Annotated in this window: 12 protein-coding genes and 1 tRNA gene; 4 read left to right on the top strand and 9 right to left on the bottom strand. The window is 63.5% G+C overall.

Going from position 1 to position 14,348, the window contains the following annotated elements; genetic code table 11:
* Window positions 1-114: 114 nt before the first annotated feature.
* From NKH19_RS16495 to guaB, 3 genes are read right to left on the bottom strand one after another with little or no spacing between them, the layout of a single operon-like run.
* Window positions 115-534 (bottom strand): MAPEG family protein, encoded by a 420-nt coding sequence (locus NKH19_RS16495; RefSeq protein ID WP_352874040.1) that lies wholly within the window; start codon window positions 532-534, stop codon window positions 115-117.
* Window positions 535-571: 37 nt separating this feature from the next.
* A complete protein-coding gene (locus NKH19_RS16500) occupies window positions 572-1,195 on the bottom strand; it encodes a hypothetical protein (protein ID WP_352874038.1) in 624 nt (207 codons plus the stop codon).
* Window positions 1,146-2,648: an IMP dehydrogenase gene (guaB, locus tag NKH19_RS16505; protein WP_352874037.1), complete on the bottom strand. Its 1,503-nt coding sequence runs from the start codon at window positions 2,646-2,648 to the stop codon at window positions 1,146-1,148. The genes NKH19_RS16500 and guaB overlap by 50 nt, the downstream gene beginning before the upstream one ends.
* Window positions 2,649-2,935: 287 nt before the next feature.
* On the opposite strand from guaB, the gene NKH19_RS16510 reads away from it, so the two are divergent.
* The gene (locus NKH19_RS16510) at window positions 2,936-4,357 is read left to right on the top strand and encodes an MFS transporter (protein WP_352874035.1); all 1,422 of its coding nucleotides are present in this window, start codon (window positions 2,936-2,938) and stop codon (window positions 4,355-4,357) included.
* Window positions 4,358-4,363: 6 nt separating this feature from the next.
* On the opposite strand, the gene NKH19_RS16515 is transcribed toward NKH19_RS16510, so the two are convergent.
* Both NKH19_RS16515 and NKH19_RS16520 read right to left on the bottom strand, forming a co-directional pair.
* A complete protein-coding gene (locus NKH19_RS16515; RefSeq protein WP_352874033.1) occupies window positions 4,364-5,110 on the bottom strand; it encodes an RlmE family RNA methyltransferase in 747 nt (248 codons plus the stop codon).
* A gap of 171 nt (window positions 5,111-5,281) precedes the next feature.
* Window positions 5,282-6,721, bottom strand: coding sequence for a Ppx/GppA phosphatase family protein (locus tag NKH19_RS16520; RefSeq protein ID WP_502910956.1), 1,440 nt, complete (start codon window positions 6,719-6,721; stop codon window positions 5,282-5,284).
* 301 nt (window positions 6,722-7,022) lie between these two features.
* Between NKH19_RS16520 and NKH19_RS16525 the strand changes: the two genes are divergently transcribed.
* Window positions 7,023-7,955, top strand: a complete 933-nt coding sequence (locus tag NKH19_RS16525; protein ID WP_352869549.1) for a lysylphosphatidylglycerol synthase domain-containing protein — start codon at window positions 7,023-7,025, stop codon at window positions 7,953-7,955.
* A 172-nt stretch (window positions 7,956-8,127) separates the two neighbouring features.
* Window positions 8,128-8,201: transfer RNA gene (locus NKH19_RS16530), tRNA-Gln, on the top strand.
* Between the two features lie 413 nt (window positions 8,202-8,614).
* Here the strand turns inward: NKH19_RS16530 and NKH19_RS16535 are convergent.
* The gene (locus NKH19_RS16535) at window positions 8,615-8,905 is read right to left on the bottom strand and encodes a hypothetical protein (protein ID WP_352869548.1); all 291 of its coding nucleotides are present in this window, start codon (window positions 8,903-8,905) and stop codon (window positions 8,615-8,617) included.
* Window positions 8,906-9,343: 438 nt separating this feature from the next.
* Window positions 9,344-10,030, bottom strand: a complete 687-nt coding sequence (locus tag NKH19_RS16540; RefSeq protein ID WP_352869546.1) for a D-lyxose/D-mannose family sugar isomerase — start codon at window positions 10,028-10,030, stop codon at window positions 9,344-9,346.
* Window positions 10,031-10,302: 272 nt separating this feature from the next.
* Between NKH19_RS16540 and NKH19_RS16545 the strand changes: the two genes are divergently transcribed.
* Window positions 10,303-11,361, top strand: coding sequence for a D-TA family PLP-dependent enzyme (locus tag NKH19_RS16545; protein WP_352869558.1), 1,059 nt, complete (start codon window positions 10,303-10,305; stop codon window positions 11,359-11,361).
* A 115-nt stretch (window positions 11,362-11,476) separates the two neighbouring features.
* Here NKH19_RS16545 and NKH19_RS16550 read toward each other — a convergent pair whose 3' ends face one another.
* Both NKH19_RS16550 and NKH19_RS16555 read right to left on the bottom strand, forming a co-directional pair.
* Window positions 11,477-12,271 (bottom strand): heme ABC transporter permease, encoded by a 795-nt coding sequence (locus NKH19_RS16550; protein ID WP_352869545.1) that lies wholly within the window; start codon window positions 12,269-12,271, stop codon window positions 11,477-11,479.
* A 186-nt stretch (window positions 12,272-12,457) separates the two neighbouring features.
* Window positions 12,458-14,239: a glucan ABC transporter ATP-binding protein/ permease gene (locus NKH19_RS16555; protein WP_352869544.1), complete on the bottom strand. Its 1,782-nt coding sequence runs from the start codon at window positions 14,237-14,239 to the stop codon at window positions 12,458-12,460.
* Between the last annotated feature and the right edge of the window lie 109 nt (window positions 14,240-14,348).

Genomic DNA, 14,348 nt, shown 5'->3' on the forward strand with positions numbered 1-14,348 from the left:
CGATTCAACCGCATCAAGCCATTTTCCGGCCTCGCTTCTTCACGCTTGACCACAGCACGAAGCAAATGTGTGCGCACGCTAGCCCCTTGTGGGAGAAGGGAGAACTGCCCCGGCTCAAACAACTCCGAGCAGGTGCAGCGCGAACCAGATCCATCCCAGCAAAAGAATCACCGCGCCGAAGAAGAAGGAACGGCTGCGCAGCTGCAGATTGTTGCTGGTCAGGTGAATCCAGGCATGGAAATAGCGCGACGCAACAAAAATCCACATGAGCGCCAGGGTCAGGTAGTTGACGCCGTTGGTCAGGTGCAGCGCCAGGCACAGCACATAAAACAGCACCGGCATTTCGAACTGATTGATGAGATTTGCGGCAACGGTAGTGCTGGAGGTCGGCTCGGTCGAGCGCGCCTTGTATTGACCGGGCTTGGCTTCGCCCGACCTGATCGCACCGTATCGCCGCCGACCCAGGACGGCGTAGACGATGTAGATCAGCAGCACATGCGCCAGGACAGGCCAGAAGATCGTGGTCTGGTTCATGAAGTGCCCCCTGCCCGATTGGACTTTCCGCGCGGCATCAAGCCTGGTGTTTCTGGCCTCTCAGCCAGAAGGCGGCAATGACAAACACCGGAATGGCGAAAAGCGCGAATTTGGTGACGATCAGCGCCGAGGCGAAAGACAGCGAATCCGGGTTGGCCGACAGGAAATCCGACAGAAGCCGCGCCACCGCGATGTTCTGGGCGTAGTCGGCAAGCGTGTAGGGCAGCACCAGGACCACCGCTAAGATCGACTGCAACTGCCCTGGCAGCACGCGGAAGTTCTTCAATCGCCGGCCCGTGGCCAGGATCAGGCTGACCAGCGTCACCGACAGCAGCGCCGGGAACAGGAGATCGAAGGTCAGATAGTGCCAGACGAGAATGATCTCGCCGCCGCGCCGGCCGAGCGCCGTCAGCCAGGCCATGCCTTCGTCGGGCGTGAAGCCCAAAACGCGCATGTCGAGTGACGACAAGCCGCCACTCAACTGGCGGAAGTAGAAGAATTCCATCGCAGTCATGGCGATGAATACCGCCGCCGACAGGAAACAGAGCGCGGCCGCGTGTCGCGACAGCCGCAGGATCGTCGCGGTGAGGTTCCGCCCGATCCCGTACTGGTCAGGCTCCGCCGGGATAGTTCGGGCTTTCGCGGGTGATCGTGACGTCATGGGCGTGGCTTTCACGAAGTCCGGCATTGGATATGCGCACAAAAGTGGCGCGTTCGCGGAAATCGGCAAGGTCGCGACCACCAACATAACCCATAGCGGCTTTCAAGCCGCCCGCAAGCTGGTGCAGCACGCCAGACACAGGTCCTTTGTAGGGAACCTGCCCTTCGATGCCTTCCGGGACCAGCTTCAGCGTGTCGCGCACCTCGGCCTGGAAGTAGCGATCGGCGGAACCGCGGGCCATGGCGCCGACCGAGCCCATGCCGCGATACGCTTTGAAGGAGCGGCCCTGGTGCAGATAGACCTCGCCCGGGCTTTCGTCGGTTCCGGCCAGCAGCGAGCCGATCATGGCGGCGCTTGCACCGGCGGCGAGCGCCTTGGCGAGATCACCGGAATACTTGATGCCGCCGTCGGCGATCACCGAAACGCCGGATTTGTACGCCGTTTCGACCGCCGACATGATCGCCGAAAGCTGCGGCACGCCGACGCCAGCAACGATGCGGGTGGTGCAGATGGAGCCCGGACCGATGCCGACCTTGACGGCGTCGGCGCCGGCATCGATCAGCGCCTGCGTGCCTTCGGCGGTGGCGACGTTGCCGGCCAGGATGCGAACCGAGTTGGAAAGCTTCTTGGCGCGCGTCACCGCGTCCAGCACGCGCTGCGAGTGGCCATGCGCGGTGTCGATCACCAGAAGGTCGACGCCGGCATCGATGAGGCGCTCGGCGCGCTCGAAACCGTCATCGCCGACGCTGGTGGCGGCGGCGGCGCGCAAGCGGCCCTGCACGTCCTTGGTGGCGTGCGGGTTGAGTTGCGACTTCTCGATGTCCTTGACCGTGATCAGCCCGACGCAATTGCCCTGCCTGTCGACGACGACCAGCTTTTCGATCCTGTGCTGATGGAGAAGCCGCTTGGCCTCGTCCTGGTCGACGTTCTCCTTGACCGTGATCAGGTTGTCACGGGTCATCAGTTCATGGACCTTCTGCGCCGGATCGGACGCGAAGCGCACGTCGCGATTGGTCAGGATGCCGACCAGCCGCCCGACCTTGTGTCCACCGGCACCGCCGTTCTCGACCACCGGAATGCCCGAGATCGAATAGCTGCGCATCAGGCCCAGCGCGTCGGCGAGCGTCGCGTCGGGGCCGATGGTGACGGGATTGACCACCATGCCGGATTCGAACTTCTTGACCTGCCGCACCTGCTCTGCCTGTTCGGCCGGCGAGAAATTGCGATGGATGACGCCAATGCCGCCGGCCTGGGCCATGGCGATGGCAAGCCGCGCCTCGGTGACGGTGTCCATCGCCGCCGACAGGATCGGCACGTTGAGGTCGATGTCGCCGGCGATGCGGGTGCGGACGTCGGTCTCGCCAGGCATGACCTCGGAATGACCGGGCTGCAGCAGCACGTCGTCAAAGGTCAGCGCCAGTGCGCCGGTGGACGTTTCGATGATTTTAGCCATGGCCAGCCCTCGGAATACAAAAAAGCGCTGGACCGGAATGGACAGCGCCGACTCGTTTCTTCCCTTTCAGGATTGGCGCTGGCTGGTACCACGTCCCGGCGCCGATGAAAAGCCGATGATTTCACGCTCCCGGAAAGGTGATTTTTCGCCCAGGGGATGCCACCTGGGGTTGCCGGTCGCATAAAAGTGACAGCAAATTAATGCGACATCCCGGCGAAGGCCTGATAACCGTCCGCCTCAAGCCGACATGCAAGCGGCGACGCAACATTCACGTCTGGACGCGTTCCTTGAACCGCACCATCCCGCTCATACTGGCGGTCGCCCTTTTCATGGAAAACATGGATTCGACCGTCATCGCGACATCACTGCCGGCGATCGCAATCGACATCCACACCAGCCCGATCGCGCTCAAGCTGGCGCTGACCGCCTATCTGGTTTCGCTGGCGATCTTCATTCCGATCAGCGGTTGGATGGCCGACCGTTTCGGCGCCAAGAATGTCTTTCGTGCCGCGATCGCGGTCTTCATCGTCGGCTCGATCGCCTGCGCCCTCTCCGGTTCGCTGCCGGCTTTCGTGGTGTCGCGCTTCCTGCAAGGCATTGGCGGCGCCATGATGACACCGGTCGGGCGGCTGGTGCTGGTGCGCGCGACACCGAAAAGCGAACTCGTCGCGGCAATGTCCTGGCTGACTGTTCCGGCACTGGTCGGGCCACTGATCGGGCCGCCGGTCGGCGGCTTCATCACCACCTACTTCACCTGGCACTGGATTTTTCTGATCAATGTGCCGATCGGCGTGGTCGGCATCTGGCTGGCGACGCGTTTCCTGCCGGAGACCGAACCCTCACAGACCCCGCCACTTGATTTCATCGGCTTCGTGCTGAGCGGGCTGGCGGCATCCGGTGTGGTGTTCGGCCTGTCGGTGGTCAGCTTGCCCTATCTGCCGCCAATCGTCGGTGTCATCACCGTGACGGTTGGCCTGCTGTCGGGAGCGCTCTATCTGCTGCATGCGCGCCACGCCAAAAACCCGCTGCTGGCGCTCGAACTGTTCCGCAACCAGGTGTTCCGCTCCTCGGTGCTTGGCGGCGGACTGTTCCGCATCGGCATTGGCGCCGTGCCGTTCCTGCTGCCGCTGATGTTTCAGATCGGCTTTGGGCTGACGCCGTTCCAGTCCGGCATGATCACCTTCGTCTCGGCGATTGGCGCCATCGGCATGAAATTCGTCACCGCGCTGATCTTCCGCGTCGCCGGCTTCCGCCGCGTGCTGGTTGTCGGTTCGCTGGTCGCCGCGGCGTCGATCGCCATCAACGGCCTGTTCACACCCGACACACCCTATCTGCTGGTGCTGGCGATGCTGCTCGTCGGCGGCTTCATCCGCTCGATGTTCTTCACCGGCGTCAATGCGCTCGCCTATGCCGAGGTTTCGGCTGAAGACACCAGCAAGGCGACGCCGATTGCAGCCGTCTTCCAGCAGCTGTCGATCGCGCTTGGCGTGGCGGTGGCTGGCGGCATCCTGGAGGTGTCCACCAGCCTGCACGACCGGTCGCTGACGCTGGCGGATTTCCACACCGCGTTTTTCGTCGTCGCGGCGATCTCCGCCGCCGCGTCGCTGTCGTTCATGCGGCTGGCGCCCGACGCCGGCAACGCCGTCTCCGGCCATGGCCGGTTGACCGTGCCCAAGACGCTGGAAACGGTAAGCCCGCCCGGCAATTGATGCGGCTTAAGTTTCGGGCTCGCCCTCTGGACGTTCCGATCCGCCTGACGGCGGCTCTCGCCCCTTGAAGTCCTTGGCCAACAGATAAAGCTCTACCGATTCATCGCGCGACGCCGGCGGCTTCACATGATGCACCGAGCGGAAGTTCTTCTTGAGCATGGAGAGCAGCTCGTTTTCGGCGCCGCCTTGGAAGGTCTTGGCGAGGAAATGCCCGCCCGGCTTCAGCACCGACAGCGCGAAATCGGCCGCCACCTCGCACAGATGCATGGTTCGGATGTGGTCGGTCCGCTTGTGGCCGGTGGTGGGTGCCGCCATGTCGGACAGCACGATATCGGGGTCGCCTCCCAGCGCCTCGGCCAGCTTTTGCGGCGCCAGCGGATCGAGGAAATCCATCAGCAGCACCGGCGCGCCGGGCACGGCGTCCATCTCGAGATAATCGATGCCGATGACATGCGGCTTGTCGGCCGTCGATTTCGTCCGCGCCGCCGCGACTTGGCACCAGCCGCCGGGAGCGGCACCGAGATCGATCACCTTCATGCCGGGCTTCAACAGATGATGCTTGTCGTCGATCTCGATCAGCTTGTAGGCCGCGCGAGAGCGATAGCCGTCAGCCTTGGAGCGCTGGACATAGGGATCGTTGATGTGGCGCTGCAGCCAGCGGCGCGACGATTCCTTCAGGCCGCTCTTCTTCTTGATCCGCGTCTTCAGCACGCGAATGCTGGCGGATCCTGGTTTTTCCGGTTTCTTGATCATTGCCTGATTTCTTGTCTGAGTTTTGTCGCTCGCTGAGGTGTGGCCGTTTTTCGGCGGCTACGCGTTTCGTGAATGGCTTCCCCCACTCCGTCGCTGCTTCGCAGGGCTATGGTGTCTAGCTATGCGCGACGGAGTGGGGGTCGACTGTTCACCAAAGCAACGCTTCCGGGATCATGCTCTGCCGCGCCCATCGTTGCGCCAGACACCGTCATCGGCCATCAGCTCGCTCAATATGCCCTCGCGCAGGCCCCGGTCGGCGACGCGCAGCCGCTCCGACGGCCACACCGCGCGGATCGCTTCGAGGATAGCACAGCCGGCCAGCACTAGATCGGCACGATCGGCGCCGATACAAGGGCTGGCGCAGCGCTGCTGGAAATCCCAGCCGACCAGTCGTTCGACCATGCGGTCGACGCTGTCGCGGTCCATCCACAGCCCGTCGACACGGCGGCGATCGTAGCGTTCGAGGTCAAGGTGAACGCCGGCCAGCGTCGTCACCGTTCCGGAAGTGCCGAGCAGATGGAAATTCGGGCTGGCCTTGAGATGGCTAAGCCGGTCGCGGCCGTCGAAGCTGGCCAGCCGGCCGGCGACGTCGTCGACCATGGCGGCAAAAATCTCGCGCGTCACCGTGCGGCCACCGAAACGCTCGGCCAGCGAGACGACGCCGACCGGCAGCGACGTCCACGACACGATATGGTTGGCGAGCCTCGGCGAGCGGCGGCCGGCGAGATCGATCAGCGCGATTTCGGAGGAGCCGCCGCCAATATCGAACAGCACGACGCCTTGCGTATCGCGCTCGACCAGCGAGCCGCAGCCGGACACCGCCAGCCGCGCTTCGGTCTGGCGATCGATGATCTCGAGCTTCAAGCCGGCTTCGCGTTCGACGCGGTCGAGGAACTCGACGCCATTGTCGGCCGTGCGGCAAGCTTCGGTGGCGATCAGCCGGGCCTTTCGGATCTTGCGGTTGCGCAATTTGTCGCCGCAGATCTTCAGCGCCTCGACCGCGCGGTCCATCGCCGGCTGGCCGAGCCTGCCATTGGCGGTGAGCCCCTCGCCCAGCCGGACGATGCGCGAAAAGGCGTCGATGACGCGGAACTGGCCATGCCGCGTCGGCACGGCAACCAGCAGCCGGCAATTGTTGGTGCCGAGGTCGAGGGCCGCAAAGACGGGAAGTTCGTGCATTGGCGCCCGGCGGGTGCCCTGTTCGAAGCGCGCCGGCGCAGCCGCGGGCGGGGCCACTGATTCCACGGGTCTGTGCGCCTCCGCCGCCGGGGCACTGGTTTTGACTGGCGCCGGCGATCGATTTTCCGTGGGACGCGCTTCGTCGCGCGCAAAAACCTTGCGCCCGCGCCTTCGCTTGCGCCGCTTCTTGGGCTTGCCTTTCTGGAGCGCGTCGCCCGCCTGCCCGTCGGCGGAGCGGGACTCCGTCGGGCGGCGTTGCTGCCAGCTGGCGGTCCTCGGGCCAGGTGACCCCAGGGAAGTGCTGGACACGCCCACCTCCGGCGCGCCGGCGCCGGTGTCGTGGTCTTCCACTGTCGTTCCTTCCGGCGCCGCGCGAACCGATGACGGACGCAGCAGGCGCTTCAGTGTTTTAAGTTGCCGCCAGACTAACAGTGCCGCGCCCGATCACCAAGAGCCGCGTGCCGAATTTTGCCGGCTGGGTCCGCAAACCGCCGTTCCGGCCCTGTCGCGTAATGTATCCGCAAGCCCGGATTGGCAGGTGCAACACCGCTGGCGTCTCGTTCAGCCGCTTGCACGAACAAAGCTGGCCGTTTGTCGCCGCGAAAAACGTTCGCGGTTGAATAGCCGGCTTCAATGAGGCATTTCTGAAATGGGCGGAAGAATCCGGCGCAGCCGGCCTCCCCCTATCACCAGCAGAAGAGGAAGCGGATCCGCAACGCATGGCAAGCAGGCAATGAACTGGAGACGCTATTTCTGGCCGGTCATCGGCATCGCGGCGGTGATCTTCTCGCTGGCGCTGCTCTGGCACGAACTGCGTGGCATTTCGCTCGACGATGTCTGGGACGGCATATCAGCCATTCCGGCCCGCGGCTGGATACTCGCCGCACTGTGTTCGGTCATCGCCTATGCCTCGCTCGCCGGCTACGACCACATCGCGCTCCTGCATATCGGCAAGCGCGTGTCATGGCTGTTCGTCACGCTCTGCTCCTTCACCACCTATGCGCTGTCGCACAACATTGGCGGATCGGTGTTCTCCGGCGCCGTCATCCGCTACCGCGCCTACGGCACCAGGGGCCTGACCGGGCAGGATGTCGGCGTGCTGGTGGCGGTCTGCTGGATCACCTTCGTGCTGTCGACGATTCTCGCCTCCGGCCTCGTATTGGTCTTCGAGCCCGAGATACTCGACCGGTTTTCCGGCATTGCCCATCACGGCCTGTCGGAGGCGGCGGGGGTCGCGATGCTGCTGCTGGTGGCCGCCTACATTTTCGGCAGTTGGCTGCACCTGCGCCCGCTGAAGATCGCCAGCTTCCAGTTGCACTATCCGGCGCTGCCGATCGTCGCGCGACAGCTGCTGATTGGCCCGATCGAACTGCTGGCGGCCGCCGCCATCATCTTCTTTGCCCTGCCCGAAGCCCACAATCCCGGCTATTTCGTCGTGCTGGGCGTCTTCCTCGTATCCTTCTCGATCGCGCAGATCTCGCACGCGCCGGGCGGCCTCGGCGTGTTCGAAGTCGTCTTCCTCGCCGGCCTCTCCGATATGGAACCCGTCGGCGTGCTGGCGGCGCTGCTGGTGTTCCGGCTGTTCTACCTGATCATTCCGTTGTTCCTCGGCCTGGGCATCGTGCTGTTCTTCGAGCGCTCGCAGTTCAGCCGGACAGAAAGCTGAGCACGAGATTGAACTCGGAGCCGACGCGACGTTCGAAACGCGGCATCTGAACTGGCTGACGAAACCTGCCGTTTGAAGCACTCAGCAGGCTTGACTATTTTCCGCTGGCGGCTACAAGGCAGCGCTCAAGCGGCTCAGCCGCTCGGCCCGCACGGTTCATGACCGCGCCTGCTGGGGAATAGGTTAACGGTAGACCCACGGACTCTGACTCCGTTAGTCCTGGTTCGAATCCAGGTTCCCCAGCCAACCGTTCTTCTAATGATATCAAGAGCTTAGGAAGATCGGTCCCGGCACAACCGTGTTGCAAGGGTTTTCCCGTTGTGTCACGCGCAAACCCTTGTATTCCGGGCATGTCCCGTCCTGTACCTTGTTGTCGGTGCAACATGACTGTAACACGGAATCGCTGATTTGTTCCTGCCATGTTCACGCTAAAAAGCCCGCCGCCGTGAGGCAGCGGGCGCTAGTTCGGGAGGAAATGAAACCGCGTCGCGGTCAAGGGGCGTCCCCTTTGCCCCTTGACGACGGTACGCCTCGCTTAGCTGGATAATAAGCTCGCGCCGGTTGCATCTCTGCATATTCAAGCTGCGTGACTTTTCTGCCACAAGATAAAGAAAGCCCCGCCACCAACGGCAGCGGACCAAATGCGATGGTCGCGTATGTCAGCGGTTGTGCTTCGTTACGAGGACGTAACCGCAGCGCTGGTTGACGTCGATCCGATAGCTGTCACCGTGAAGGCTCTGCATTTTCTCCATGATGATGCGAGCCAGCACTTCGACCTCTTCCACCGTTGATCTCGCCTGCGTCTCGGCATCGGTCGCTATGCGGTTGAAGACACCAAGGCTGTCGACACTGATCAGGATTCTTTTGAACAGATTCGGAAATCCGTAGCGGCTGTCACCAGACATTTCGGTCGCCCGATAATTGACGCCGAACGCAGCGGAATGCTTCACGCGGGTTTCGCTTCTTGGCTCGGTCGGCCTAGCGTAGGGAACGGAACATGATTTTATATTAAATTAGCAGGAATGCATAAAATAGCTTATCATTCGGACAGCCGGCACTGTCCCCCGTAAGCCGGTCAGGCTCGGCGCCAGTCCTCAAGACACCCCTCGACGCCGGGCCGCCGCTCTTAAGCCGCTGGCCAGGATGAGCGCGCGAGCGCGAGCGATATGATGTTGTCCCCTAAGGTGCGGCGCTGACCAGCATCCGAGCAATGTCCGGGCGCTGCACGGCTGGTGGAATTCCTGAAACGACGCGGCGAGAGTGAAGGGCTGCAGGCGAGCCTTGCCATGGCGCTGACCAGGGCGGACGTGCCGATCAGTTCATCCTGCCTGCGCGGGACGAGCGCAAGCTGCTGTCATTGAGGCGCCGGGCGGCGCCCGCTTTGCCTCTCAGCCCAGCCACTTCTCATAGTCGGACACCAGCAGATGCACGGGGGCGACATCCTCCTCGATATTGGAAAAGCGGCCGATCGGCTCGCGAAAGACGTTGTCGGTGAGATCGTCATTGACGGTCGACACCTCGCCGATCAGCACATCCTTGCCCTCGGCCCAGAAGGCATGCCAGACGCCGGGCAAAAGCGTGACGCTCTGGCCCGGGTCGAGCTTCAGGAGCCCGCCCGCCGGGAGCCTATGGATGGTTCCGTCGACAGGCACCGAGACCTCGGCCTTGGGATCGATACCGCCGTCGCGATCGTGCATGAACAGTTCCAGCACCAGCTTGCCGCCACCACGGTTGATGATGTCCTCGGCCTTGATGTTGTGGCGGTGCATCGGCGACAGCTGGTCCTTGCGCGAGATCATGATCTTCTCGGCATAGAGCATGCCCATGCCCTTCTTCATGTCCTCGTAGCGACCGTTGCGAACGGTGAACAGGAACAGGCCGAGCTCCTTGAACTTTTCCTGGCCGTAGTCGGTGATGTCCCAGCCGAGCCGCGAGGTAAACACGGCCGACGAGTCGACCTGCCGCGCCTTCGCCTCCTCGGGCGACCAATAGGCGAAGGGCGGCATGATGTAGCCGAACGAGCGGATGAAAGCGTCGGCTTCGCGGATGATATCGTTGATGGCGGAGCGTTTCATGATCATGGTCCTTCGTGTCGATTTGGTCAAAGCGTGTCGCGTCTGGTACGCGACGCGCTTTAGGGTTGTTAGCGCGCATGTCGTGATCCCAAAACCGCTGCACACTTTTGGGCGACATGCATTGGCAAATCGCATAGCCGAACCCCGATGCGGTGTCGATCCTGCCAGACCTTCCGACTCGAGCACATGGACCACAGATCGGTTCCGCTGGCCGCGTGACATCACGCTCGTTCGAGGCCATAACCCTGCGGATTTTCACAGGATGACAGATGATGCCGACCATCCATGATCTCGACACGCCATCGATCCTGATCGACGCCGCGCGCGCCGAAGCCAATATTGCCCGCGCGCAGGCCCATGCCGACAAGAACAGGCTGAAGCTCAGGCCGCATATCAAAACGCACAAATTGCCCTACTGGGCGAAGAAGCAGGTCGCGGCCGGCGCCGTCGGCATCACCTGCCAGAAGATCGGCGAAGCCGAGGTAATGGCCGATGCCGGGCTGACCGATATTTTTCTCCCTTACAACATTCTCGGGCGCGCCAAGTTGGAGCGGCTGAAGGCGCTGCATGGCCGCGTCACCCTGTCGGTGACAGCGGACAGTATGGAGACGCTGGAAGGGCTGGCGGCGACCTTCACCGATGCCGGTCATCGTTTGCAGGTGCTGGTCGAATGCGACACCGGCATGGGCCGCTGCGGCGTGCAAACGGCGGATGAAGCGGTTGCGCTGGCAAGACGGATCGACAGAGCCGGCGGCCTCGCCTTCGGTGGGCTGATGACCTACCCCGCCGCCGGCCGCGCCGCGGAGGCCGAAGCCTGGCTTGCCGACGCCAAGCAGACGCTTGCCGCGTCGGGTCTGGCCTGCGAACGCATCTCCAGCGGCGGCACGCCGGACATCTGGCGCTCCAGCGACGCATCGGTCGTCACGGAGTATCGCCCCGGCACCTACATCTATCTCGACCGCTACCAGGTCGCCAAAGGCGTCGGCAGCCTCGACGATTGCGCGCTGACGGTGCTGTCGACGGTGGTCAGCCATCCCACGGCAACGCGCGCCATCCTCGATGCCGGCAGCAAGGCGCTGTCCAGCGATACGCTGGGGCTCGTCGATTTCGGCGAACTGCTGGGCATTTCCGGAGCGCGGGTGACGGGCTTGAGCGAGGAGCATGGCACCGTCACGCTTTCGGGCGACGGCAGGCTGCGCATCGGCGAACGGGTGCGCGTCGTGCCAGACCATTGCTGCGTCGTCACCAATTTGTTCAACGAGGTCAATCTGATCGACGGCGACAAGGTGCTGGAAACGCTGCCGGTGGCGGCGCGCGGAAGGATGGGGTGAACTAGGAATCGCCTTCCCTTCTCCCCTTGTGGGAGAAGGTGGATCGGCGCGCGGCGCCGAGACGGATGACGGGTGTTCCAGCGGAGTGAGACGTTGGCGTTCCCTGGAACACCCCTCATCCGTCGCCTTCGGCGACACCTTCTCCCACAAGGGGAGACCGCTCAGCCTGCCGTGCCGCGACACGGCGCATGGCGATGACCCGGCGGCGGTGGATTTCGGTGCGCATCGCCATCAGGTGCAGCGCAAAGAACAGCACGGTGAAGCCGAGCGCCATCACCAGCAACGGCCATAGCAGGCTGGGATCGATGGTCGAGCCGCCCATGCGGAAAACCGAAGCCGGTTGGTGCAGCGTGTTCCACCAGTCGACCGAGAATTTGATGATCGGAATGTTGATGAAGCCGACCAGCGTGATGATGGCGGCGGCCCAGGCGGCGCGGCTCGCGTCATCGAGCGCGCGGGTCAGCGCGATGATGCCGAGATACATCAGGAACAGCACGAAGACCGAGGTCAACCGCGCGTCCCAGACCCACCAGGTGCCCCACATCGGCTTGCCCCAGATCGAACCGGTGATCAGCGCCAGCGCGGTGAAGACAGCGCCGATGGGTGCGGCCGATTTCAGCGCGACATCGGCCAGCGGATGCCGCCAGACGAGCGTGCCGAGCGCCGAGATCGCCATCAGCGTGTAGCACATCATGGCGAGCCAGGCGAAAGGCACGTGGATGTACATGATGCGAACGGTGATGCCCTGCTGGAAATCCTCGGGCGCGGCGAAGCTCATATAGAGCCCGACGGCGAGGATGAGTGCGGCGATGGACGCCAGCCACGGCACGATCCTGTCGGCCAGCCCGACGAAGCGCGTCGGGTTGGCAAGATCCATCCAGCCGGTCAGGCGTGAAGTCGTATCGATCATGCGGCTCTACATAGACCGCCGGCGCGTTCGGGGCAATCGAGCGGTGGTGTCGCAGGTCTTCTTACCCTCCCCCTTGTGGGGAGGGTCGCTGCGAAGCAGCGGGGTGGGGGAGCGGCGGTGGCGCCTGTACCCCCACCCGGACCTACGGTCCGACCTCCCCACAAGGGGGAGGTAGAAGAAAGAAGATCAGGCCGCTGCTTCCTGCTGTTGCAGCACGGTGCGGCTGAGGCGGCGAACCTCCTCGTCGTTGAGCAGGCCACCGGCGCGCAGCAGGCTGGCAAAGCGGCCATTGCGCAGCGACAGCTCGGTGAAGCCACCCATCTCGACCACCCTGCCCTTGTCCATGAATACGACCAGATCGGCGTCGCGGACGGTGGTCAGGCGGTGGGCGATGATGAAGGTGGTGCGGTCGCGCCGCAACTCGTCGATCGCTTCCTTGACGCGGTCCTCTGTCTCGACGTCGAGCGCGCTGGTCGCCTCGTCGAGCACCAGGATCGGCGCGTCCTTGAGCACGGCGCGGGCAATGGCGATGCGCTGACGCTCGCCGCCCGACAGCTGGCCGCCACGTTCGCCGACAAGCGTGTCGTAGCCATTGCTCTTGGACAGGATGAAGTCCTGCGCGGCAGCCGCGTTGGCGGCGGCATGGATCTCGTCGTTGCTCGCATCGGCGCGGCCAACGCGGATGTTGTCCTCGATCGAGCGATTGAGCAGGCCCGCATCCTGGAACACGGTGGCGATCGAATGACGCAGCGACTTGCGGGTCACGGTGCGGGTGTCGATGCCGTCGATCAGGATGCGGCCATGCGACGGCGAGAAGACACGCTGCAGCAGGTTGATGAGCGTCGTCTTGCCGGCGCCTGTCGGGCCGACGATGGCGACGGTCTGGCCGGCCTGGACCTCGAAGGAGACGTCGTCGATGCCATGGCCCGAATTGGCGAATTCGAAGCCGACATTCTCGAAGCGGACATGACCGGTGACATTGGCGAGATCACGCAAGCCGTCCGGCTCGGCGGCGTCGGCCGCGGAATCCTCAAGGTGGTAGAAGTCCTCGAGCTTGGCACGGGCCTCCGAAATCTGGTTGGCGAACGCCGACATCTGGTCGAGCCTGGCGATCAGCAGCGTGGCAAAGCCGGTGAAGGCGATGACGTCGCCGATGCGCAGCTGACCGTGGGTGACCAGATAGGCGCCGATCAACAGTACGACCATCATCGAGATCGTCGACGACAGGCGGTGCAGCGCATTGGCCATCGCCCACCAGTCGAGCACCGGGTTCTGGGCGTCGAGCAGGTTCTTGACATAGCGGCGCAGCGTATCGGCCTCGTGGCCGAGACGATTGTAGCTCTGCAGCACGGCAACGTTGCTGACTGAGTCGGTCACGTGCGCGAACACCTTGTGGTAGTGGCGCTCGACGGCGGCCTGACCCGCCTTGGTGCGCTTCATCACCAGCCGGCCGATGCCGACATAGAGCGCGCCGAGCGCCAGAAGCACCAGCGACATGCGCAGATCCATGCTGACCGCGGTCGGGATCAGCAGGAACAGCGCAACCACCGTCGACAGGTGCTGACGCATGAATTCGAGCCACAGGCTGAACAGCGTCTCGACCGCGCGAAGCAGGGTGTGCAGGGCGTTGGAGGTGCCGCGCTGGTGGTGCCAGGCAAGCGGCATGGTGATCACGCGCTCGAACGAGTCGCAAAGCACCTCGCTACGGCGCCTGTGGGCAAAGCGGTCCGCGCCACGCGCCACCAGGACGAATGCCACGATGTTGAAGGCGCCCAGGCCAGCCCATAGGGCAAGTGTCATAAACACCGAGCCGCGTTCTGAAATCGCGTCGATCACCCGTCCGAACATAATCGGCTCGAGAATGGCGATGATGGCGAGAGCCACGTTGGCCGAACAGATCAACGCGACGCGTTTCCTGTCCGCGGCGAGATATCCGAGCGCTCGCCAGTAGATTTGCAGAAGGGTCACCCCAGTTACTCCGCCATGCTGTTTATTGTGCACTGCATCATTTTGACTCGTACCGGTTGATACGTCGCAAAACAATGGCCGTGTACCTCTTCAGTTCCCTCGGAGCGAA

The sequence above is a fragment of the Mesorhizobium sp. M1338 genome, assembly GCF_040318045.1.
Classification (GTDB): Bacteria; Pseudomonadota; Alphaproteobacteria; order Rhizobiales; family Rhizobiaceae; genus Mesorhizobium.

Coding starts and splice junctions, on each gene's coding strand:
- NKH19_RS16550 (WP_352869545.1), bottom strand. CDS start 12,271: ATGATCGATACGACTTCACGCCTGACCGGCTGGATGGATCTTGCCAAC.
- NKH19_RS16545 (WP_352869558.1), top strand. CDS start 10,303: ATGCCGACCATCCATGATCTCGACACGCCATCGATCCTGATCGACGCC.
- NKH19_RS16495 (WP_352874040.1), bottom strand. CDS start 534: ATGAACCAGACCACGATCTTCTGGCCTGTCCTGGCGCATGTGCTGCTG.
- NKH19_RS16500 (WP_352874038.1), bottom strand. CDS start 1,195: ATGACGTCACGATCACCCGCGAAAGCCCGAACTATCCCGGCGGAGCCT.
- NKH19_RS16515 (WP_352874033.1), bottom strand. CDS start 5,110: ATGATCAAGAAACCGGAAAAACCAGGATCCGCCAGCATTCGCGTGCTG.
- NKH19_RS16525 (WP_352869549.1), top strand. CDS start 7,023: ATGAACTGGAGACGCTATTTCTGGCCGGTCATCGGCATCGCGGCGGTG.
- NKH19_RS16540 (WP_352869546.1), bottom strand. CDS start 10,030: ATGAAACGCTCCGCCATCAACGATATCATCCGCGAAGCCGACGCTTTC.
- guaB (WP_352874037.1), bottom strand. CDS start 2,648: ATGGCTAAAATCATCGAAACGTCCACCGGCGCACTGGCGCTGACCTTT.